This is a genomic window from Nostoc sp. (assembly GCF_036917815.1).
GTDB lineage: Bacteria > Cyanobacteriota > Cyanobacteriia > Cyanobacteriales > Nostocaceae > Nostoc.
In genome coordinates, this window is the sequence record NZ_JBALEK010000098.1 from 64,285 (window position 1) to 85,523 (window position 21,239).

Below are 21,239 nucleotides of genomic sequence, written 5' to 3' on the forward strand. Positions count from 1 at the left end.
AAACTTGGAAATGAGTCTAGTAGTCTGTGGCGGAAGTTTGCCTACCTTTAACAAGTTGTTGAATTAGGGGCAATTCATGAATTGCCCCTACTTGTCTATTAAAAAAAGCTATTAATCTAAAATCCAAAATCCAAAATCTAAAATGGTCAAGATGCGGGCATTATTGTCTGGATATTACGGTAAAGGTAATGGTGGTGACGAAGCTTTGTTAGCAACGCTTTTGCAAATGTTACCATCTGATGTGACGCCTGTGGTGCTTTCTGGTAATCCAGAGTCAACGCGCGATCGCTACAATGTAGAAACTTGCGATCGCATGGCTCCTTTACCTGTAATACAAGCTTTGCGCTCTTGTGATGCCTTGATTTGGGGCGGTGGGAGTCTCATTCAAGATGTTACCAGTACTATCAGCCCCTTTTATTATGGGGGACTGATGGCATTAGCGCAGAAAATGGGTTTGAAAACTATTGCTTGGGCACAGGGTATTGGCCCCTTAGTGCGTCCCCAAACTCGTTGGTTGGCACGGCAGACCTTTGGTAATTGTACCAAAATCAGTGTCCGCGATCGCGCCAGTGCTGCTTTATTATCTGATTGGCAGATTCCTTGTATCATAGCTCCTGACCCGGTTTGGGCGTTGGAATCGAAACCAGTACCAGGACTTTGGGATTTACCTGCGCCGAGAGTTGCGGTAACGTTGCGATCGCATCCCCAACTTACAGAAACACGTCTGGCAAACTTAACTCGTGCTTTGGTTGACTTTCAAAAAGCCACGCAAGCTTTTATTTTACTACTGCCATTTCAAAAAAGTGAAGATTTAAGTATTGCCGAAGCCATTCAACCCCAACTTAAAGATGTCAGCCAGATTTTGTGTCTGGAAGATCCGCAACTTTTAAAAGGTGTGTTTCGCGGCGTGGAAATGGCGATTGGAATGCGTTTGCACAGTTTAATTATGGCTGCTGCTGAAGGTTGTCGCTGCTTTGCTCTCAGTTATGATCCTAAAGTAAATCGTCTCATGGAAGACTTGGAAATGCCTGGATGGGATTTAGCGAGTTTACCAGATGACCCCAATTTGATTAGTCTGACTTGGATGGAGCATTACGCCAATGGCGATCCTTTATCATCAGAGAAAATCCAATCTTTGGTGGATGGTGCTTTACTGCACTGCGAGTTGTTGAGTGAAGCCTTAGTTTCTGTACCCTAACTAAGGCGTGTGGATTTATACCCGGATTTCTCACCACATCTCTCAAAGCCTGTGCTTGTGCAGGGGAGCAGAGGAGAGTTCTTGTACAAGTTCTTTCCCCTCTGCCCCTCTGCCCCTCTGCCCCTTCCCTCAAGCTTCTGAGAAATCCGGGTTATAAAGGGTAGGTCAGAGGTAAACGAATTATGCCTACGATCGGTTATTGGATTAAGAGCCTTGATGACGATCAATTTCTGGCACCGCAAGAGGTTGCGGGAAAACTAGCACCAGATATTGCCAAACAGGTGGTTGCTTACCTTTGTGCAGGAAAGCTATACGCACAATATCGTGGATTATCGTGGTGTAGGTTTATGCATGGATGTGCTAAAGCATTCATGGGAAGTTCAGAATTAACTGATGGTTACTGGATATGGCCTGAAGGCTTGGTTCACTATGTGGAAGTGCATAGAGTTGCACTTCCTGAAGAATTTCTAGCAGATGCTTTAAACAAGTTAGTGACAAGAAACAAAAGTATTGAGCTAGATTCAGATATTGCTTTCTGGGTGAATTGGTGTTCACAAAACCAAGATCCAGTTTTTAGGAAACAGCTTATTGCTGCACGTCAGACTCCGCCGCAAGAAGTACAAGATGCTTTAATGGCAGAGATTAATGCTTTACAGCTTAAATATGGTTTGTCTGAACAACTCTGTCTGTGTGAAGGATGCAGGGAAAGAGCCTTACAAAGCCAAGTAGTCTGTGTCAAACACTTTCTAGGTGATGAGCGTTGGGAAAGAGGTTGGAGATCGGGTTTTTACTCACTGTTGTACGACTTTTGATAAACTACTGACTCGTTTTACCGCTAACAATCCCTGACCATTGAACTTTTTTCTCTTTCTCCCGGCGGTAAGAAAAGAAATGCTCTGGAGTTTGGAAAGTACAATAAGGTGCGATCGCAATTTGTTCTGCACTAATCCCCAAATTTTCCAGTTGTAAGCTATTCACTCGCCGGACATCCAGCCGTACCTTTCCAGGATTCGGGTCTTGTAGTAAAGGTGAATTTGGTAGCTCATTTAATGCGATTAAAATTTTTTCTTCGTCATTATGTGGTATAATGCTGGCTCCAATTTCGGCAGCCACTTCCATAGAGACTTGGTAAACCTCACCAGCGATCGCTGGCCCCATCGCAATTCGTAAATCATCAAGTTTACTGCCTTGAGATTGTAGCCGAGCGATCGCTAATGGGACAATCTTCTTAGCAGTCCCCCGCCAACCTGCGTGTAATGCTGCCACCTGTCCAGTTTGCACATCCCCAATCAGCACGGGTGTACAATCTGCACTAGCGACCCAGACCGCTTGTAGAGACTGCTCGCTAATTAAACCATCCGCCGATGCTAAATCCTCCCCAGTAGTGCTTAAAAAGCTTTCAACTTCTTGGGGGGTGAGAACAGTATTGCCATGAACCTGCTTTAAGCGATAGACTGATGCCTCTGGTTGCAATACTTCTGTGATAACTTGTGGCGATCGCGGCCAAAAATGCTGGGTAAAAAAGCCGTGATGCCAAGGTTCCAGAATACTACAAGTTAAATAGGGCAGTCCTTCCCAATTGCGCCAGTGCCAAGTGTGCATCTTCAACCAAACCTAAACAGAAATCACTCATTAGCCAATCAATGCTAACTTGAACAACGGAATTTGGGTTAACTGCTGTGGGATTTAATCTGCAATACTTGGAATCAGCCTTGAAATCAGGGCGTAAGCATACATATTTACCATTTTCCCTCCACTTTTTTGAAAGCGTCTCCTCAACTAACCAAACCCTTTGGAACTTACTTAACCAAGGAGCTATTTCCGGAACTGTAGTAATTGCAACTGTACAATCTGCTGGGCGGGGACAATGGGGGCGCCAGTGGATTTCTCCAGTTGGCGGATTATATGTTTCCGTGGGGATTTCTTTTGACCAGAAAATACAGGCTACTGACAGCTATCAGCTAACTTTCGCTACGGCTTGGGGAATTGCCTCTCAATTGCGGCAACGGGGTGTAGATGTTGGGATAAAATGGCCCAATGATTTAGTTTTAAATGGTCGCAAACTAGGCGGCATTTTGACAGAAACCAAAGTAAACAAAGGACAAATCACCCAAGCAGTAATTGGTGTTGGTATTAACTGGACAAACCCAGTACCCGAAACTGGAATCAATCTGGAATCGTGGCAAGCATCCCAAGATTTCAGACCAATTTCTTGTCTGGAAATGCTCACCTCTACAGTCTTGCTGGGAATAGAATCCGGTATGGAGTGCCTTTGGGAAGAAGGAGTAAGCATACTCTTGTCTCGCTATTTAGATTTGCTTACAAACATGGGCGATCGGGTGTACGTCAATAATCTTTCAGGTACCGTAGTTGGAGTGACTCCTCAAGGAAATTTACGAGTTGATTTAGAAACTTATGATACAAAGGAACTAATTACACCGGAAATCTATATTGAACCCGGTACAATCAGTTTGGGATACCATAAATCTTCCGTTTAAATTTGAGGTTTGTTCACAATTTCGCTCTTTGGGCAAGACAAACCACTAGCATCATCTCTTTAGGCTAATTACACACAACTGAGAGAACAAATGACGCAGCGCAATAATTCTGCCCATCATCGTTTGCACTACTTATGGCAGCCAAGTCTGACCAAAAAACGCTTTGCCTCGACCCTACCAGCTCAGAGCCTCTGTTGGCTGAGTAGCTTCAGCCTCCTCAGTGGCGGCTTTGTGTTTGCCCAAACGCAAACACAAGTAGACAACATCGTTCCCACTGTTGAAAGTTCCCAAACAACAGCAGTTATAAATCCAGTTAAAAAACAGGCTGTTGCACCCGAAGCGGCTCAAGCCCAACCGGAATTTTCCCAACGGCGAACCAGACTCAGACAGAGACTAAGTAACCCAGAGGTTGCTCAATCAAAAGATCGAGTTAGGCAGTCTACGCCCAAAATCGAAACTGCCCAACCTGTTGTGATTATCAGACAGTCAGAGCCAAAGGTAGAAGCTTCCCAAGTTACTCCTGTAAGGGTGACACCGGAAAAACCCAATACCCGTACCCGCTCTTTACCTGAAAAACTCCCAGAAGTGGCTCAACCATCAAATAACTCAAACAGCCCTGTCAGTGCAACAGTGGGGAAAACCAAGGATTATAATAACGCCTTTATTGATCCTAATAGTTATGACAATGGTGCTACAGGTACTTATCAAGCACCAGATTCTGTAATTCTCACAGAACGCTCCAGTGGTTGTCGAGCTATTTTGCCGTCAGTTTGCGCCAAAGTACCCCAGAAGAGTGTAGCTGATTCTAATGGTAAACCAGCACCTACTTGGCTCAGAAGAAGTGAAAATGCCCAATTACCAGTAGTACCACCCGTGCGCCAGGTTGCAACTACTGGCAACACCAGCAGATGGCGTCCCGCTCAAAGTGATTCTACTGGTAACAGCAAGAGCGCATTTCGCCCGAATCGGTTTATTCCGAGTCCTGGCGAGTTCAGCCCGACAACAGTGAGTGCAACTCCCATCACGCCGAGTGGTGGGACTTTACCTCTACCAATGGCAGATGGCAACATTGCGCCCCGCCCTGGCACCGTAGCTTACGACTTCTCACTAGCATCAGTATTGCCGCAAATCCCCTACACCGGGAGAGTCGCCTATAGTGGTACGGGAATGATGTATCCATTGTCTATTCCCGCTCCCATTACTTCTTTGTTTGGTTGGCGAGTTCATCCCATCACAGGCGATCGCCGCTTCCATGCTGGTACAGACTTGGGGGCGCCCACGGGAACACCAGTTTTGGCAGCTGCTGCTGGTCAAGTGGAAACTGCTAACTGGATGGGTGGTTATGGTTTAACCGTGATCCTAAATCACAAATCTGCTGAACAAACTCTCTACGGTCACATGTCAGAAATCCTTGTTCAACCTGGACAATGGGTACAACCTGGAACCATCATCGGGCGAGTTGGCAGCACCGGGGCTTCCACAGGACCTCACCTGCACTTTGAAATCCGCCATCTAACACAAGATGGGTGGGTTGCTACTGACCCAGGCGTGGAATTACAAAGCGCCCTCAGCCAGTTAGTACGAGGCTTGCAAACTGCTCAGGTTAGCCAAGAACCGGGCAGCTAGAAGAAGCTGAGGAGCAGGGGGAGCAGGGGAGGCAGGGGGAGCAGGGGAAAAATAACTAATGCCCCATGCCCCATGCCCCATGCCCCATGCCCCATGCCCATTACCCAATTACAAATACCCGTGTTCTGCTAAGAATGCGGGTGTAATGCCATCTATACTATTGTCATCAGAGGGTTTGCTGTGTGGGTTGCCAGAGTAAAGGAATTTTTCGACGTATTTGCCGAGAATATCCCCTTCTAGATTCACCAAACTGCCAGCCACCAAATAGCGAAGATTTGTCTCGGTGTATGTGAGGGGAATTACCGACACCTTAAATTGGCAGAGTTCTGGCTCATATTCTGCGACTGTGAGACTGATGCCATTGACAGCTATGCTACCTTTGGGGACAATGTACCGTGCGATCGCATCAGATGCAATAAAGGTCATTTCCCAAGAAGTCGCCGTTTGTTCTGCCACTAGCAATCGACCAATGCCGTCTACATGACCCATCACAAAATGACCACCAACTTTGCTACCCACTCTTAGCGACGCTTCTAAATTGACATATCTCTGTTGGGTTGGCTCACCTCCGAGAGTTGTGCGCCGTAGAGTTTCCGGTGAAGCTGTGGCGATAAACCCGTCTTTTAAAACTTTTTCTACTGTCAGGCAAACACCATCTACAGCAACACTATCACCATAGGCCAAATCTTGCATAATTACTTCACACGAATTGCTTATGCAAGTAATTTGCCAAGAATCTCCCCCCAAGGGTTCCATCGTTCCTAATGCTTGGATTAATCCTGTAAACACGGCTTTTTTGTCGAACTAACTCTATTTATGGCCTAATTTTGGCAGAAATCAATTGGTAATTGTCACATAAATCTAGAACATCCAAGTATATTTTCTGACTTTTTTTCGGATAGGAACATTAACACATTAGCATCCTTCACAAGGCATACTTGGGTAAGAAGGTTATTGTTTAAGAAGACCAATTTGACTTACTCTGGTTTTCACCACAAGTTCGGAGTTTAATAGAAGCAATTATAGAGAACAAATGCTTATGTTTATTGCTCTCGCCAAACCGCCCAGAAAAGGGTACTATTTGCTACACAGCATCCAAGGTTCTCAAAGGATTGTAGAGGCCTAGCCAATGATTGAAATGAAAGTCGCTGGCATAGCATTAGATGCCATAACCCGCAGCCCGATCGTACTTTTGAAAGATTCTTCAGATCGGCGAGCTTTGCCAATTTACATTGGTCAGGAACAGGCTAGGGCAATTATGGGCGCACTGGAGAATCAGAAGCCTCCCAGACCCTTAACTCACGACCTGATTGTGAATCTTCTAGAGACTTGGAATATGACTCTAGAAAAGGTAATTATTCATTCCCTGCAAAAGGATACATTTTATGCAGCTTTAATCGTCCAGCAAGGCGATGTCAAAAAAGAAATTGACGCGCGTCCTAGCGATGCGATCGCCATTGCCCTCCGTACAAATACCCCCATTTGGGTAATGGAAGAAGTCATTGCCGATGCTTCTATCCCTGTTGATCGCGATGCAGATGAAGCCGAACAGCAAGCCTTCCGTGAATTTATTTCCAATCTCCGTCCTGAAGATTTGATCAAGCGCTTTGGTAATGGCGACAGCTAAATCAAAGTTATGAGTTAATGAGTTATGAGTTATGAGTTACTTGCTTCAACTCCTAACTGTTAACTGTTAACTCCTAACTCTTTGTTAAATATGCAATACCGACGCTTTGGAAAAACGAATCTGCGCCTCTCGGTTTTTTCTCTGGGAACAATGCGCTACCTGGCTTCTGTTGAAAACGCTCACCAGACCATCGAACAAGCCTTAGCGCTAGGAATTAATCATCTAGAAACCGCCAGAGGTTACGGCAAAAGCGAGGAGTATCTTGGTAAGGCGCTAAAAGCTGGGTTATCAGTACCCCGAACAAGGCTTTACATCACTACCAAAATCTCAGTGACAGCTGATGCTGACTCCATGCGTCGGTGCATCGATGAATCCCTAGAACGATTACAGCTAGATTATTTGGATTGCTTAGGTGTTCATGGTTTAAACACTTGGCAACATTTCGAGTGGGTGCAAGCCAAAAATGGCTGTATGCAAGCCGTAGAGGAAGCTATTGCCGATGGTCGAGTCCGACACGTTGGTTTTTCCACCCACGGGTCATTAGAGTTAATTCAGGCTGCAATAAATACAGATTTTTTTGAATTTGTCAATCTGCATTATTACTATTTTTTTCAACGGCATGCACCAGCGATTCAAGCAGCTGCCGATAAGGATATGGGCATTTTTATTATTTCCCCTGCTGATAAGGGAGGACGCCTTTACACGCCACCCCAAACCCTTAAGGACCTGTGTCACCCGTATTCACCCTTAGCATTAAATTATCGATTTTTACTTGCTGATCACCGTATTACTACTTTAAGTATCGGGCCAGCAAACCCAGATGAATTAATCGAACCTTTGCAAGTTGCTGACCATGATGGAGAGCTAAAATCAGCAGAAATTTCTGCTTTCTGGCGTTTAGAAAATCACCAAAAAGTTACTTTGAAAACTGATAAGTGTAGCCAGTGTTATGCTTGTTTACCCTGTCCAGAAAATATCAATATTCCAGAGGTATTGCGGTTACGTAATCTCGTAGTGGCATACGACATGAAAGACTATGGACAATATCGTTACGGAATGTTTGAAAATGCGGGTCACTGGTTCCCTGGTATGAAAGGCAACCGTTGTACAGAATGCGGTGACTGTTTGCCTCGGTGTCCAGAAAAGTTAGATATACCAGCTTTATTAGCAGATACTCACCAAAAATTAAGTGGGAAAGCAGGTAGGAGATTGTGGGGATAAAAATGTAAACAGGAGTTAGGAGTCTGAATATCTCCACTGTTAAATAAATGAGTAATGAGTAATAAGTAATGAGTTATACTCATTACTTCAAAATTAAAGACAGTTGGAGTCGGGGATTTAAACCCCAACTCAACTGATACTACATGTAATGGTTGGGGTCTTAAACCCTTGAATTTACGATAAGCAAATATACCTGGCGATTAGAAATCGCGGCTACACAAACTAAGTCCGCCTGCGCGGACTTAAGAAATTGGAAACCCTTGTGATGCAGGTTTTGTCACTGTAGCCGCAAATTCCATTCGCTAGGACTTTTTACAAAAGTGACCACCCAGTTGCACACTCGTCATTCTGACTCCTGAGTTCTGAGTTATTTGTTGTTAAGATTATATAAAGATTAAAAGAGTCAGGAAGATCCGCCCAAGGTGGGGGATCTCGCACAAAGAAAAATGAAAATTAAAAAAAAAGAAATATCCTCCGCCAATCACTGACGGTTTTCCGCTACAGTGGACGGGCTGTAAACTTAGTATGGACTACTAGCCGATCGCTGACTATTCTGTTGGCTAGTTTAACAATAGTTGCTGGTCTTTTACCCGCAGCCATATCCTACCTCGGTAAGTTAATTGTTGATGCGGTGGTATTTGCATCTCAAGTTCACTCAGATAGCAATGGTTTTGTCAATATTTCTCACCCTTTATTGTATGTAGGATTAGAAGCGATCGCTGTAATTTTACTAGCAGGCAGTCAACGGGGAATCGTCATTTGTCAATCGTTATTGCGGGCGCTAATGGGTCAGCGAGTAAATGTACTCATCTTAGAAAAGGCGCTGACACTCGATCTTAGGCAGTTTGAAGACTCAGAATTTTATGACAAATTGACCAATGCCCGACGAGAAGCATCAGTTCGTCCCCTTTCTTTAGTAAGCCGCACCTTTGGGTTAGTGCAAAATGCCCTTTCCCTAATCACCTACGGGATTTTGCTAATAAATTTCTCAGTTTGGGCGGTGTTGGTACTAATTTTGGCCGCTATGCCTGTATTTATTGCGGAAACGAAGTTTGCTGGAGAAGCCTTTCGCTTGTTTAGTTGGCGTGCGTCAGAAACTCGTCAACAGCACTACTTAGAAAATCTGCTAGCAAGAGAAGATTTTGTCACAGAAGTCAAACTCTACCAGCTGGGAGAAATGCTGCTAGAACGTTACCGCAACCTGTTTGAGCAACTCTATGGCGAAGACCGCGATTTGACTCTGCGGCGAGGACTGTGGGGATATCTCCTGAGTTTAGTCAGTACTGGTGCTTTTTATATAGCTTATGCTTGGATTGTGCTGGAAACAGTGCTAGGTAAGATTTCTTTGGGAGATATGACCATGTATCTCACTGTGTTTCGCCAAGGACAGTCTACTTTTTCTAATGCCCTCACCTCTATTGGAGGGATGTATGAAGATAACCTATATCTATCAAATCTCTACGATTTCTTGGAAGAAGAAGTACCAAAGTCTTGGGGTAAGGCAACCATTGGTTTAAATTCCCAAGATGGTATTCGTTTTGAAAACGTATCATTTACTTATCCAGGAAGTTCCAAGCCAGCGTTGACAAACATTTCGCTGCATCTGAAACCTAGAGAGAAACTGGCAATTGTCGGTGAAAACGGTTCCGGGAAGACTACCTTAATCAAACTACTTACCCGACTCTACACCCCTGACTCTGGGCGAATTTTCTTAGATGGCTTGGATTTGCAAGAATGGGATGTGGATGTGCTGCGGCGTCGTATTGGTGTGATTTTTCAGAACTTTGTCCGCTACCAGTTCACTGTAGGGGAGAATATTGGCGTGGGCGATGTCGAACATCTCGAAAACAAAACTCGCTGGCAAACTGCTGCCCAAAAAGGCATGTCCCAATCTTTTATTGACCAATTACCCGAAAGTTTCCAGACTCAGCTTGGTCGTTGGTTTAAGGGAGGACAGGAACTTTCGGGGGGACAGTGGCAGAAAATTGCTTTATCTCGTGCTTTTATGCGATCGCAAGCAGATATCTTGGTATTGGATGAACCAACATCAGCAATAGATGCTCAAGCTGAGTTTGAGATTTTCAATCATTTTCGCGCTATTACTCAAAATCAGATGGTACTTTTGATTTCCCATCGCTTCTCGACGGTACGAATGGCTGACAAAATCGTAGTTATAGAAAATGGGGAAGTTATAGAACAGGGAACTCATGAAGAATTATTACAGCTAGGAGGACGTTATGCCAAGTTGTTTCTGTTACAAGCAGCTGGTTATCAGTAGGAAAGAGGGCTAGGGCGTGTTTTCAAAGTCTTAGATCCCCCCAACCCCCCGATAAATTGGGGGGCGAAGAGTCTGTTAAAGTCCCCCTTAAAAAGGGGGACTTTGATTCCGGTTCCCCCCAATTTATCGGGGAGCCAGCGTGGTCTTCTCCCTTGGCGCTAGCCTCTCCCAATGTGAGAAGGGGAGACGCTAAAAGCGATAGCGCCGGCGGCAAGCGAGTCCGCGTACCCTTACAGGGAAGCAAGCTACGCTTTTAGCGTCTCGTAGAGAGCGTCTGGCGTGGGTTAGGGGGGATCAACAAGTGCCTAAAATTACAGCCAACCACTTTTAAAACATCCTCTAAACACTCACTGTTATGAGTAAGTTGATATAGCGACCCTAAATGAGTTGTAAAAATCGAGAGACTCCGATCCCCGACTTCTCAAAGAAGTCGGGGATATTATTGTTCACGAATCATTTAGGATTGCTATAGAATATCAATAAGTTAGCTGATTAAATATAAAAAATGTCAACAGCCAAAGTTGAAGCACAACTATCTTCGGAAGAACTATTAAAGGCAGTTTAGCAGTTAAGCCAATTAGATTTAGAGCGATTTGTATCTCAAGTTATCGCCCTACAAGCGCAACGAAAAGCCTCTTTAATCTGACGAGAGTAATAAAAGAGCGTTAAGTACTATTCTGTTTTTTCATTCTAGCAATCTATAGAAAAATAAAATACTCACTAGAGTTTAGATTAATGAGCAATTTCAAACTCAAATAATGAAAAAACTCCAGAAATGTTTGTGACAAATCTGGAGTCAGGAAAGATACGCATTTACCTATATCAAATTTTCGCTGTGAGAAAATCCTACGTCATCAGGGTATACACTCAAATGTAGATAAAGGTGTCTGATGACAAACCACTGTGCTTCACATTTACACATTTTCTCTGTTGGAAGTAACGTAAAACAGCCCCAGATGAACTGAGGCTGTTTTGCGAGAGTTGTTTGGCAGCAGGGGTACATCAACAGTGATGCCCCGTGTTTAGATATAGATAATTCAGTATGCATCCTTATTCAGCCATGTTTTGGCATATCAGGATGATTTGGAAAATTTCGTAGGCGCAGCCCGTCGTAGACATCGCTTTTTCCAAAAAGAAACTCCAGATGCACTTAAGGCATTCTGGAGTAGTAACAGGTTTCTAACATCAATCAATTCTTACATCTGCGATCGCCGGATGTCGTTAGGGTATATACTCAAATGTGTTTTATGTGTCCTCATCCGCAAATCAAACAGCAAGTTACCTTCTTTTCTACCCATAACCTCAATGCATCTACAGAATTCTACCAACAAAAGCTAGGCTTGGAGTTATGGCTTGACCAAGGAACCTGTCGAATTTATACTGTTAGTGGCTCTGTATACTTGGGATTGTGTCAAGCAAGGGAAAAATCAGCTCCTCCAACCTAAAAGCAATCGAGTGTCAATTTAACCGGACTCGATATTGTATAACAGAAGCTAGAATACAATGCATTGCTACCAGCATATCATGTTCTTTACCAAGATTACTTTTTCAAGTATCCTCTTTGCCAGCCAATTGTGCTGCTTTTATAGTGATTATTTTTAAGTTATTTGATGTTTAATCTATTGGTTAACTAAATATTTTATTAGGATGATTGTATGATAGCCGAAAAAATAAAATGGGTTCGCGTAAAATTACAAGTTAAAGGTTCGGTAATTAAAGCAATTTATAAACATATTTTATGGTGCGGAGCTTTCGGATTTCTGATTTCTCTACTTTACCATTTTGACCTGCCTGTATCCCAACCTATTTTAGGAAGTGTTATTCCGAGCATTGTTTTAGGTTTGTTACTTGTCTTTCGGACAAATACTGCTTATGAGCGATTTTGGGAAGGTAGAAAATGTTGGGGATCTATAGTAAATAACGTCCGAAATCTAGCGCGGCAAATTTGGGTATCCGTTGAGGAAATTTCACCAGAAGATAAAGAAAATAAAATTACGGCATTAAACTTATTGGCAGCTTTTGGTGTAACAACTAAATTACATTTGCGGGGAGAGGCTGTCAATAGCGAGTTAGAAGACTTAATGCCATCTACTAAGTATAGAAAGCTGAAGATTATGAATAATCCTCCTATAGAGGTTGCCTTTTGGATAGGAGATTATTTACAGCAACAGTATCATCGTAATTGCCTTAATAGCTACCAGCTAACATCTATGCAAGAATTATTGAATAATCTTGTGGATAATTTAGGTGCTTGCGAACGTATTTTAAAAACACCCATGCCATCAGCTTATGCCATTCATTTGAAGCAATTACTGATCCTATATTGCTTTTTACTACCATTTCAGATCGTCCATAGTCTCGGTTGGTGGACAGGTTTAATTGCTGCTTTAGTTGGTTTTACAGTATTTGGCATTGAAGCCATCGGCTTGGAGATAGAAAACCCCTTTGGTTATGATGCCAACGACTTACCATTAGATGCAATTTGCGAGACGATGAAACGCAATATCGACGATTTAATTACTTTGACTCCAAATGCGCGATCGCACACAGAAAATATATGATTAAAGCGGACGTTAAAAAATATTGTAGGATTGAAAATATTTCTTTAACAAACTGGTCATTCTTAACTACTAACTTTTTATAGACTCCGAATTGCAACTTCTAAACCTTCACATACACGAGTCAGAAAATCTAAATCCAAAGTAGCGATGGCATCACTAGCCTTGTGATAATGTGGATTTCGCAAGAATGCCGTATCTGTCACCATCATTGCTGGATAACCCAAATCCCAGAATGGTGCATGATCGCTAAGTCTGATTTGGGGAACTATTAAACCTCGATTCGGCACGGGTAGCCATTGACTAGCTACGCCAACTTTGCGAATACTCCGACTCATGCCAATTAAATCAGGCAATATCCGCAAATTGCCAATTAAAGCAATAAAATCACCTCTATCTGGGTAGAAGCGTTCCAGAGGAGGGGGGTAGCTTTGGCAACCGGGTGTAGAATCCTTGTAACCCAGCATTTCTAAGGAAATCATTAAGCGTAGCTGTTGCTTTTGTTGGTGCAACAGTGCTGCATAGTCCGCGCTACCCAGTAAGCCGTATTCTTCCATATCGAAAGCAACCAGCCTTAAGGGATATCTTACAGCTTGGGCAGCAAACTTTCTCGCCAATTCCAGTAATACCGCCACACCTGTAGCATTATCATCTGCCCCTGGTGTTCCCGGAACGGCATCATAATGAGCGCCAATTAAAATAGGTGGCAAATCCTTTTTTTGCCCTCTAGCTTGAGAGGGTAAATTTAATATCAAGTTCTGACAAACTTTACCTCTGACTTCAAAGGTGTGGATTTCCACACTCCCCCACTGGGAAAATTGCTGACGGATGTATTCTTGGACAAAAAAATGTCCAGCCGTTGCCATATAAGGATCGCGTTCTCGCGCGATCGCACTCAGGGAAGTTTGTAATCGCTCTGTTAAATTCAAATTTTTAAAATAGTGGCAATATTTAGAGTTTTCAAACAATCAAAAAAGTCTTGCACTAGGCGATTAGAAGTCGCGGCTACACGAGACAAAACCCGCCTATAGGAGTTTAAATCCTTGATTTTCCCTAAGTCCGCATAGGCGGACTACCCTTCTCTTCGAGAGGCTGCGCCAACGGGTTCTCCAAAGGAGTACGTTTGGATAGCCGCGATTTCTAATCGCCAGGGCTTGGTGCAAAATATGCATTTACCAACTTGCAGATACCAGAAACAGAAGTAGGCGGATAACCAGAATTGAGGCTGCTTAGGCACACCAACCATCTCAATGCTATCCTAGTCTTGCAACTATCTCCTCTAGCTGCACTTCTTAGCTTACTGCCTTAATGATGACTATTATACCATTGAGGTATTTTAATGCTGTAGCACAAAGCTAGAAGTAGTTCCGCCCAATCATAATAAATATATAAGACACTTTAGGAGAAGAGTAACGCATGGGCAAGGTAGTCGGCATCGACTTGGGTACAACCAACTCAGTAGTCGCCGTAATGGAGGGTGGCAAGCCGGTGGTGATTGCCAATGCAGAAGGAATGCGAACAACACCCTCCGTGGTTGGCTTTAGTAAAGAAGGTGAAAGGGTGGTTGGGCAAATGGCACGGCGACAAACCGTTCTCAATCCCCAAAATACTTTTTTTGCAGTTAAACGCTTCATTGGGCGGAAGTATGGCGAACTTAATGCAGATTCCAAGCGTGTACCTTACACCATCCGCAAAGATGATGTCGGTAATATTAAAATCGCCTGTCCCCGTCTGAATAAAGATTTTGCCCCAGAAGAAATTTCGGCAATGGTGCTGAAGAAATTGGCAGACGATGCTAGTCGCTATTTGGGTGAACCAGTCACAGGCGCAGTAATTACAGTACCCGCTTATTTTAACGATTCTCAACGGCAGGCAACCCGCGATGCTGGCAGAATTGCTGGTTTAGAAGTGTTGCGGATTCTCAATGAACCGACTGCGGCATCTTTGGCTTATGGATTGGATCGGGGTGACACGGAAACTATTTTAGTATTTGACTTGGGTGGTGGCACCTTTGACGTATCAATTTTAGACGTTGGTGATGGGATATTTGAAGTCAAAGCTACCAGTGGAGATACACAACTGGGTGGTAATGACTTTGACAAAATAATCGTAGATTGGTTAGCAGAGCAATTTCTGGAAACAGAAGAGGTAGACTTAAGACGCGATCGCCAAGCTTTGCAACGTCTCATGGAAGCTGCGGAAAAAGCCAAAATTGAGCTTTCTGCTGTTAGCGTCACTGATATTAACTTACCCTTCATCACCGCCACGGAAGATGGCCCCAAACATCTGGAAACTCGTTTAACTCGCTCCCAGTTTGAAGGTTTGTGTGGTGATTTGGTAGGGCGATTACGAACACCAGTGAAACGCGCCCTCAAAGATGCCGGACTTTCACCTAGAGATATTGAAGAAGTTGTATTAGTTGGCGGTTCTACACGGATGCCAATGGTGAAGCAGCTAGTGCGGGATTTGATTGGCACAGAACCTAATGAAAACGTCAATCCCGATGAAGTGGTGGGAGTGGGTGCAGCAATTCAAGCCGGAATTCTTGCAGGCGAACTTAAAGATGTGCTGCTGTTAGATGTCACACCCCTTTCTTTAGGATTGGAAACCATCGGCGGCGTGATGAAAAAACTCATTCCCCGCAACACGACTATCCCAGTCCGCCGTTCTGACATTTTTTCCACGTCTGAAAATAACCAAAATACTGTGGAAATTCACGTAGTTCAAGGCGAACGGGAAATGGCAGCAAACAATAAGTCTTTAGGACGTTTCAAGCTGTATGGCATCCCGCCAGCACCACGAGGAATTCCCCAAGTTCAGGTGTCATTGGATATTGATGCTAACGGGATTTTACAGGTAACAGCCCTCGATAGAACCACTGGGCGAGAGCAGAGTATCACCATTCAAGGCGCTTCCACCTTGAACGAGTCGGAAGTGAATCGGATGATTCAGGATGCTCAAAAATACGCCGATGTCGATCGCGAACGTAAAGAAAGAGTAGAAAAGCGGACTCGTTCTGAGGCGTTGATTTTCCAAGCAGAAAGGCAACTTAGAGAAGTAGCACTGGAATTTGGTATGCAGTTTGCCCGCAGCCGCCGCCAAAGAATTGATAATATTTGCCGACAACTAAAGGAAAGTCTGAAGGAAAATAGCGATCGCGGTATCGATCAAGCCTACGCCGACTTGCAAGATGCTCTCTATGAACTAAATCGGGAAGTCCGCCAGTCTTATGCTGAAGATGAAGACGACGACTTGCTTGGTACTATCCGTGACATCTTTACAGGTGGTGATAAAGAGAAAGAACGCGAATCTCCCAGAGATGGCTATCGGGAACGCGACTCATACAGTCAGGACTATGGCAAAGATTACGGTAAAGACTATGGCAGAGACTATAACCGGGATAGTCGTTCTTCCTCTTATGAAAGCCGTCCTCCACGCAAATCCCGTCCTAGCTACCAAGATAACTGGGATGATGAAGAAGACAATGATTGGTTGTAAGTAGGAGGCAGGAGGTAGAAGGCAGGAGGCAGGAGGCAGGAGGTAAAAGCTGCTCAAGAAGCTGATTTCAATGGTTGGCATTTTACATTTAATTATGTCTACCTAATTAGTACTTCTGATAAAAGTTAAGAGTAGAAGTTAAAAATTAAATATTTCAACTCATAACTCCTCTCTCCTAATACCAATTCTTTGTGAGGCTGCGCCAAATTTTCTTTATCTCTCTGTGTCCTTTGCGCCCTTCTCCCTTGGCGCTAGCCTCTCCCAATGTGAGAAGGGGAGACGCTAACGCGAATGCGGTTCGTTCCTCATGTAGTTTGGCGCATCTTCATACAGAATTGGTATAACTCCTAATTAATCCAAAGTCCAAAATCTAAAATTTAAACAACTGACTATGCAAAATTTGCCGAACTTTCGCGATTACTACGAGATATTGGGAGTATCTAAAGATGCCTCTGGTGAGGAAGTTAAAAAGGTTTATCGGCGGTTAGCAAGGCAATATCACCCCGATCTTAATCCGGGTAACAAAGAATCAGAGGAAAAATTTAAGGATATCGGGGAGGCTTATGAAGTCCTTTCAGATCCAGCCAAGCGATCGCAGTACGACCAGTTTAGCCGCTACTGGAAGCAAAAAGGCTTTGCGGGCAACAAACAAACGCCCAAGGCCAAAACTTGGCAGAGTAGTCAAGGCGATCGCAACGGGAATCAGGACGTAGATCCAAGTCAATTCTCCGACTTTGAAAGCTTTATTAACCAAGTTATCGGCGTAAAAAATAAGGGCGCGGCAAGTAATTCTAGTAATGGTAATACTAGCGATCCATTTCGTTCCCCCAGAACAAAAGTTGCCTACACCGTTAACACCCCACCTCGCACAACCCGTCGGGATATAGAAGCCAGATTAACGCTTCCACTAGAAAAAGCTTATCAAGGTGGTAATGAACGCATTCGTTTGGAAGATGGGCGATCGCTAGAAGTTAATATGCCTCCAGGTATGGTATCAGGTCAAACCATCCGTTTGCGGAACCAAGGCGTTGGCGGTGGCGATCTATACTTAAAAATTACCGTTGAACCTCATCCATTATTTAAGCTAGAAGGTTCTAATATACTCTGCCAGGTTCCCGTTACTCCCAGCGAAGCAGTTTTAGGAGGACAGGTAGAAGCACCTACTCTGGATGGCCCTGTAAAAATGACCACTCCTCCCGGAGTTAGATCTGGTCAAAAATTTCGACTAGGCAATAAAGGTTATCCCAGTGATGACGGTAAACGTGGCGATCAATTAGTAGAAATTCAAATAGTTACACCGAAAAATATTAGTCAAGAAGAACGAGAACTGTACGAAAAGCTACGGCAAATTGAAACCTTTAAACCCCGTGCTGATTTAATCCGTTAGGAATAAGATATAAAGCTTCAGTCTTCGTGATTTTGAAAAATTGTTTCTATATCTTGTGAGCCGTGCAAGATACGTACAATTTCTATCCCTTCGTCTATTGGACGATAAAAAATTAAATAATTGTTCACCGGAAAACTTCGTAAAAAAGGAGCTAGTACAAGAAGGCAAAAGTAAAAAGGCAAAAGTAAAAAGAAAGAATGCCTATTTTGTAGGCTTTCTGGCTATTTAAAATAAAATATTTTATCAGATGCTAGACCTGCTGTGTCTTCTTCTGTCTTCTCTAATTCACAAAGGATTTAAAATATAAAAAATATCTTTGAGCAAAGTGACTCAAACAGCCGTGACTCAAAACGGGGCAATGCCACAAAGTAGTAAACCAACTTATTACTCCCTGCTAGGGCTGCATCCCTCGGCATCGGTAATTGACATTCGTCGCGCTTATCGGGAACTGAGCAAACGCTATCATCCTGATACTACAGACTTGCCGACTGCGATCGCCACTCCCAAATTTCAGCAAATCAACGAAGCCTACGCCACCCTTAGCCATCCAGAACGGCGCTTCGGCTACGATTTAAAAATTGGCTATTCCCGCTTTGGAGTGATTCAACCACCCCCGGATTTGAATCATCCCGTCTCGCGTTCTCATGACTGGTCAAAATCAGCTTACCTCGATGCGAGCGATCGCCCCCTCTCATCTGGCGAAATTTTTGCTTTATTTATGCTGGTGTTAACATTTGTAGGCTGTCTGTTATTAGCAGTTACCATCGGCTTAACTCGTGGCGATGCTGCTTTCCAAGCCCATATACTGCAACCAACTGCATCTATACAACAGCAGATTATCTATATGTCGCAACTAATTACCCGTCTGAAATAATTAAAAATTAAAAAATTTCCTAATCCAAAATCTAAAATTCCTATGCTTCTTCTTCCCTCTGATACTCCCCTATATAATCATTCCCTACCACAAATTGAGCAGTGGCTAAAAGACCAAGGCTGTCAACAAGACGAAACACAGAGGCATTGCTGGCGTGTGCAGCGGCCTAGTTGGCAAGCTGAATTATGGCTTGATGTTGAGCAAATCGTAGTGCGATATGTCCAATCTGGAGAAAATGGCCAAGATATCCAACGCTCATTTAAGTATTCTCTGAGTCGGGATGATGTAGAACAAGCTGTGTTTTCAGGCCCATAAAAGAGTGCAAAGTACAAACTAAGCCATCCATAGAATCGGCTACTGATGGGGGCTTACAAGCAGGGGATAATATTGAGAGTCGGCTCAATTGGAATGCCGTTTTCCTGCAGTGAACTGTCTAATGCGATCGCTGCCATTGTCGAGAGCTGACTTTTCACGGGATCTGGAAAACCTCACTTCTATTTCTCTCTCCTAAAAGGAGAGAGACTTTGAATTTTCCCCCTTCCCGCAACGAGTTGGGGGTTAGGGGGTTAGGTTTTTCGTGCGCTTTTCCACATAACGTGAAAAGTCAGTATCGAGAGAGGCGATCGCGGTTGAAAAGGGAGGATAGCGATCGCCAGCTACAGAACCTGCTTGGCAATCGCTGATTCTTTAAGTGCGATTGCCAATCTTCTAAAGTAGGCATAGCGGAAATTGGCGGTTGGGTTTGATTGTAAATTTACACTTTCCCAAATCGCCGCTCCCGTTGCTGGTAGGCACACAAGGCGCGGTGAAACTCCGCCCGGTTAAAATCTGGCCAGAGAGCATCGGTAATATAAATTTCTCCATAAGCCATTTGCCAGAGCAGGAAATTGGAGAGGCGCATTTCTCCACTGGTGCGAATTAACAAATCTGGATCATTAATTCCGGCAGTGTACAAGTGGCTCTCAAATACCTGTTCATTAATTTCATCGGGTTGTAACAGACCTTGCTGAACAAGTTTTGCAATCGCCTGACAAGCTTGTAAAATTTCCTGTCGTCCACCATAATTAGTTGCCACCGAAAACCGGATACCACGATTATTCTTGGTTTCTTCCATTGAACGGGATATTTCTTGTTGGAGCGATCGCGGCAGTTCTTGCAAATTTCCCACAAACTTGATTTGCACATTCTCCTCGACCATTTCTCGCAGTTCTTGGCGCAAAACTCTTTGAAACAGAGTCATCAAAAAATCCACTTCTTCCTGCGGTCTTTTCCAGTTCTCCGTTGAAAAAGCATAAGCTGTCAGCGCCTGAATTCCCCAATCCTGACAACAGCGAAGTAAATCCTTGAGAGCATCTACTCCTCGTTTATGACCCATAATTCGGGGTAGACCTTGACGTTTAGCCCATCGACCATTGCCATCCATAATCACCGCCACGTGCTGCGGCAATAGTTCTCGTTTTAAGTCAGTAGGCAAATCTTGCAGTTTAGTTTGTTGTCCTGTCATTTTTTATCTCGAGAAGCGGTCGATGGTAATCTGAGTAAACGTGAAACCAGTGCTAATGTCTTCCCACCTATCCGACGAACAAAACTCAATAGACCAGGAGCAACAGCTTCCCTATCGACCGTTGGAGACAAAAGAGCCTCCAATGACTCTTTCAACTTCCTAATCGTCAGTGGTCTATTTAGGGTTCCCCGTTCTGCTAAGGAAATAGAACCCGTTTCTTCAGATACAACGACACAAATGCAATTTTCGACCCGCTCAGTAATTCCCATTGCCGCCCGGTGGCGTGTTCCCAACTGGCGCGAGGCTGTGCGTCCCGAAAGTGGTAAAATTATACCCGATGATATAATCCGCGATCCACGGATCAGTGTCGCCCCATCGTGTAACAAAGTTTTCGGCTGAAAAATTGTCTGGATCAGTTCTTTAGAAACCTCCGCATTTAGCTTTACTCCTGGCACCGAAAAATCTCGCTCATCAATTGGCCCTGTGGTTTCCACAATTAGTAAAGCTCCAATGCGGTTTTTTGACAATTCTTTAACAGCCTCAACAATTTCATCAATTACACTATCAGATTTGGGGATTGCCAGACGGTCGGGTTGAAACAACTGGCGGAATTCGCCACGCCCCAATTGTTCCAAAAAGCGCCGAAACTCTGACTGTAGAGCAACTGCCATCGCCACAGCACAACCAATTACCAACTTTTCAAGTACAAAACTGAGCAGAGGTAGTCCGAATCTGCCACTTAGTGCTGAGGCTAGCATTAAGATAATGAATCCTCGCACCATCCATAGTGTCCGGCGCTCACTAATAATAACTAGTATCATGTACGTCAGCGCCAGCACTAACACAATATCCAGAGTCCCAAGTAGCAAGGACTGTGACCACCCCAGGTTTGTCAGCCATTGCTTCCACCAATCTCTCATGACATCTGGATTACACTTTTGCCTCTAATTACATTTAGTCATTAGTCATA

Annotated in this window: 18 protein-coding genes; 12 read left to right on the top strand and 6 right to left on the bottom strand. The window is 43.9% G+C overall.

Translation table 11 applies throughout. The annotated features are described in order from the left end of the window. Positions 1 to 151: 151 nt before the first annotated feature. Both csaB and V7K97_RS29420 read left to right on the top strand, forming a co-directional pair. Complete coding sequence (gene csaB / locus V7K97_RS29415) at positions 152 to 1,198, top strand: polysaccharide pyruvyl transferase CsaB (RefSeq protein WP_334804534.1); 1,047 nt, start codon at positions 152 to 154, stop codon at positions 1,196 to 1,198. 182 nt (positions 1,199 to 1,380) lie between these two features. Continuing rightward, a complete protein-coding gene (locus V7K97_RS29420; protein ID WP_334804505.1) occupies positions 1,381 to 2,010 on the top strand; it encodes a hypothetical protein in 630 nt (209 codons plus the stop codon). Positions 2,011 to 2,014: 4 nt separating this feature from the next. Here V7K97_RS29420 and pgeF read toward each other — a convergent pair whose 3' ends face one another. After that, positions 2,015 to 2,800 (bottom strand): peptidoglycan editing factor PgeF, encoded by a 786-nt coding sequence (gene pgeF, locus V7K97_RS29425; RefSeq protein WP_334804506.1) that lies wholly within the window; start codon positions 2,798 to 2,800, stop codon positions 2,015 to 2,017. Positions 2,801 to 2,877: 77 nt separating this feature from the next. Between pgeF and V7K97_RS29430 the strand changes: the two genes are divergently transcribed. Continuing rightward, a complete protein-coding gene (locus V7K97_RS29430; RefSeq protein WP_334804507.1) occupies positions 2,878 to 3,696 on the top strand; it encodes a biotin--[acetyl-CoA-carboxylase] ligase in 819 nt (272 codons plus the stop codon). Between the two features lie 90 nt (positions 3,697 to 3,786). Next, complete coding sequence (locus tag V7K97_RS29435; protein ID WP_334804508.1) at positions 3,787 to 5,322, top strand: M23 family metallopeptidase; 1,536 nt, start codon at positions 3,787 to 3,789, stop codon at positions 5,320 to 5,322. Between the two features lie 108 nt (positions 5,323 to 5,430). Here the strand turns inward: V7K97_RS29435 and V7K97_RS29440 are convergent, their stop codons facing one another. Then, positions 5,431 to 6,111: a riboflavin synthase gene (locus V7K97_RS29440; RefSeq protein WP_334804509.1), complete on the bottom strand. Its 681-nt coding sequence runs from the start codon at positions 6,109 to 6,111 to the stop codon at positions 5,431 to 5,433. A gap of 340 nt (positions 6,112 to 6,451) precedes the next feature. On the opposite strand from V7K97_RS29440, the gene V7K97_RS29445 reads away from it, so the two are divergent. The 4 genes from V7K97_RS29445 to V7K97_RS29460 all read left to right on the top strand — a co-directional run bounded on the left by V7K97_RS29445 (position 6,452) and on the right by V7K97_RS29460 (position 13,009). Next, the gene (locus tag V7K97_RS29445) at positions 6,452 to 6,949 is read left to right on the top strand and encodes a bifunctional nuclease family protein (protein WP_273768592.1); all 498 of its coding nucleotides are present in this window, start codon (positions 6,452 to 6,454) and stop codon (positions 6,947 to 6,949) included. Positions 6,950 to 7,039: 90 nt separating this feature from the next. Further along, the gene (locus V7K97_RS29450) at positions 7,040 to 8,170 is read left to right on the top strand and encodes an aldo/keto reductase (RefSeq protein WP_334804510.1); all 1,131 of its coding nucleotides are present in this window, start codon (positions 7,040 to 7,042) and stop codon (positions 8,168 to 8,170) included. A 469-nt stretch (positions 8,171 to 8,639) separates the two neighbouring features. Further along, positions 8,640 to 10,448, top strand: a complete 1,809-nt coding sequence (locus V7K97_RS29455) for an ABC transporter ATP-binding protein (RefSeq protein WP_334804535.1) — start codon at positions 8,640 to 8,642, stop codon at positions 10,446 to 10,448. A gap of 1,655 nt (positions 10,449 to 12,103) precedes the next feature. Next, positions 12,104 to 13,009: a bestrophin family protein gene (locus V7K97_RS29460; protein ID WP_334804511.1), complete on the top strand. Its 906-nt coding sequence runs from the start codon at positions 12,104 to 12,106 to the stop codon at positions 13,007 to 13,009. Between the two features lie 77 nt (positions 13,010 to 13,086). Here the strand turns inward: V7K97_RS29460 and V7K97_RS29465 are convergent, their stop codons facing one another. After that, positions 13,087 to 13,935 (bottom strand): M28 family peptidase, encoded by an 849-nt coding sequence (locus tag V7K97_RS29465; RefSeq protein WP_334804512.1) that lies wholly within the window; start codon positions 13,933 to 13,935, stop codon positions 13,087 to 13,089. A gap of 487 nt (positions 13,936 to 14,422) precedes the next feature. Here V7K97_RS29465 and dnaK point away from each other — a divergent pair, with 487 nt between their 5' ends. Together dnaK and V7K97_RS29475 are read left to right on the top strand one after the other, a co-directional pair. Next, the gene (gene dnaK / locus V7K97_RS29470) at positions 14,423 to 16,504 is read left to right on the top strand and encodes a molecular chaperone DnaK (protein ID WP_334804513.1); all 2,082 of its coding nucleotides are present in this window, start codon (positions 14,423 to 14,425) and stop codon (positions 16,502 to 16,504) included. 391 nt (positions 16,505 to 16,895) lie between these two features. Then, positions 16,896 to 17,891, top strand: a complete 996-nt coding sequence (locus V7K97_RS29475; protein WP_334804514.1) for a J domain-containing protein — start codon at positions 16,896 to 16,898, stop codon at positions 17,889 to 17,891. Between the two features lie 17 nt (positions 17,892 to 17,908). On the opposite strand, the gene V7K97_RS29480 is transcribed toward V7K97_RS29475, so the two are convergent. Next, positions 17,909 to 18,073 carry a type II toxin-antitoxin system RelE/ParE family toxin gene (locus V7K97_RS29480; RefSeq protein ID WP_442936816.1) on the bottom strand — a complete coding sequence of 55 codons (165 nt, stop codon included), beginning with the start codon at positions 18,071 to 18,073 and terminating at the stop codon, positions 17,909 to 17,911. Positions 18,074 to 18,249: 176 nt separating this feature from the next. Between V7K97_RS29480 and V7K97_RS29485 the strand changes: the two genes are divergently transcribed. Both V7K97_RS29485 and V7K97_RS29490 read left to right on the top strand, forming a co-directional pair. After that, on the top strand, positions 18,250 to 18,765 hold the full coding sequence (locus V7K97_RS29485) for a J domain-containing protein (protein WP_334804536.1): 516 nt from the start codon (positions 18,250 to 18,252) through the stop codon (positions 18,763 to 18,765). Positions 18,766 to 18,807: 42 nt separating this feature from the next. Further along, positions 18,808 to 19,080, top strand: coding sequence for a DUF3143 domain-containing protein (locus V7K97_RS29490; RefSeq protein WP_334804516.1), 273 nt, complete (start codon positions 18,808 to 18,810; stop codon positions 19,078 to 19,080). Positions 19,081 to 19,519: 439 nt separating this feature from the next. Here V7K97_RS29490 and V7K97_RS29495 read toward each other — a convergent pair whose 3' ends face one another. Together V7K97_RS29495 and cdaA are read right to left on the bottom strand one after the other, a co-directional pair. Then, complete coding sequence (locus V7K97_RS29495) at positions 19,520 to 20,269, bottom strand: isoprenyl transferase (RefSeq protein WP_334804517.1); 750 nt, start codon at positions 20,267 to 20,269, stop codon at positions 19,520 to 19,522. After that, complete coding sequence (gene cdaA, locus V7K97_RS29500) at positions 20,266 to 21,189, bottom strand: diadenylate cyclase CdaA (RefSeq protein WP_334804518.1); 924 nt, start codon at positions 21,187 to 21,189, stop codon at positions 20,266 to 20,268. Before cdaA ends, V7K97_RS29495 begins: the two co-directional genes overlap by 4 nt. Positions 21,190 to 21,239: the final 50 nt, after the last annotated feature.

Bases quoted from the DNA above. Each gene is read 5' to 3' on its own strand.
- csaB (WP_334804534.1), top strand. From the start codon at position 152: ATGCGGGCATTATTGTCTGGATATTACGGTAAAGGTAATGGTGGTGAC.
- cdaA (WP_334804518.1), bottom strand. From the start codon at position 21,189: ATGAGAGATTGGTGGAAGCAATGGCTGACAAACCTGGGGTGGTCACAG.
- V7K97_RS29435 (WP_334804508.1), top strand. From the start codon at position 3,787: ATGACGCAGCGCAATAATTCTGCCCATCATCGTTTGCACTACTTATGG.
- V7K97_RS29490 (WP_334804516.1), top strand. From the start codon at position 18,808: ATGCTTCTTCTTCCCTCTGATACTCCCCTATATAATCATTCCCTACCA.
- dnaK (WP_334804513.1), top strand. From the start codon at position 14,423: ATGGGCAAGGTAGTCGGCATCGACTTGGGTACAACCAACTCAGTAGTC.
- V7K97_RS29485 (WP_334804536.1), top strand. From the start codon at position 18,250: ATGCCACAAAGTAGTAAACCAACTTATTACTCCCTGCTAGGGCTGCAT.
- V7K97_RS29495 (WP_334804517.1), bottom strand. From the start codon at position 20,269: ATGACAGGACAACAAACTAAACTGCAAGATTTGCCTACTGACTTAAAA.
- pgeF (WP_334804506.1), bottom strand. From the start codon at position 2,800: ATGCACACTTGGCACTGGCGCAATTGGGAAGGACTGCCCTATTTAACT.
- V7K97_RS29445 (WP_273768592.1), top strand. From the start codon at position 6,452: ATGATTGAAATGAAAGTCGCTGGCATAGCATTAGATGCCATAACCCGC.
- V7K97_RS29460 (WP_334804511.1), top strand. From the start codon at position 12,104: ATGATAGCCGAAAAAATAAAATGGGTTCGCGTAAAATTACAAGTTAAA.
- V7K97_RS29420 (WP_334804505.1), top strand. From the start codon at position 1,381: ATGCCTACGATCGGTTATTGGATTAAGAGCCTTGATGACGATCAATTT.
- V7K97_RS29475 (WP_334804514.1), top strand. From the start codon at position 16,896: ATGCAAAATTTGCCGAACTTTCGCGATTACTACGAGATATTGGGAGTA.
- V7K97_RS29450 (WP_334804510.1), top strand. From the start codon at position 7,040: ATGCAATACCGACGCTTTGGAAAAACGAATCTGCGCCTCTCGGTTTTT.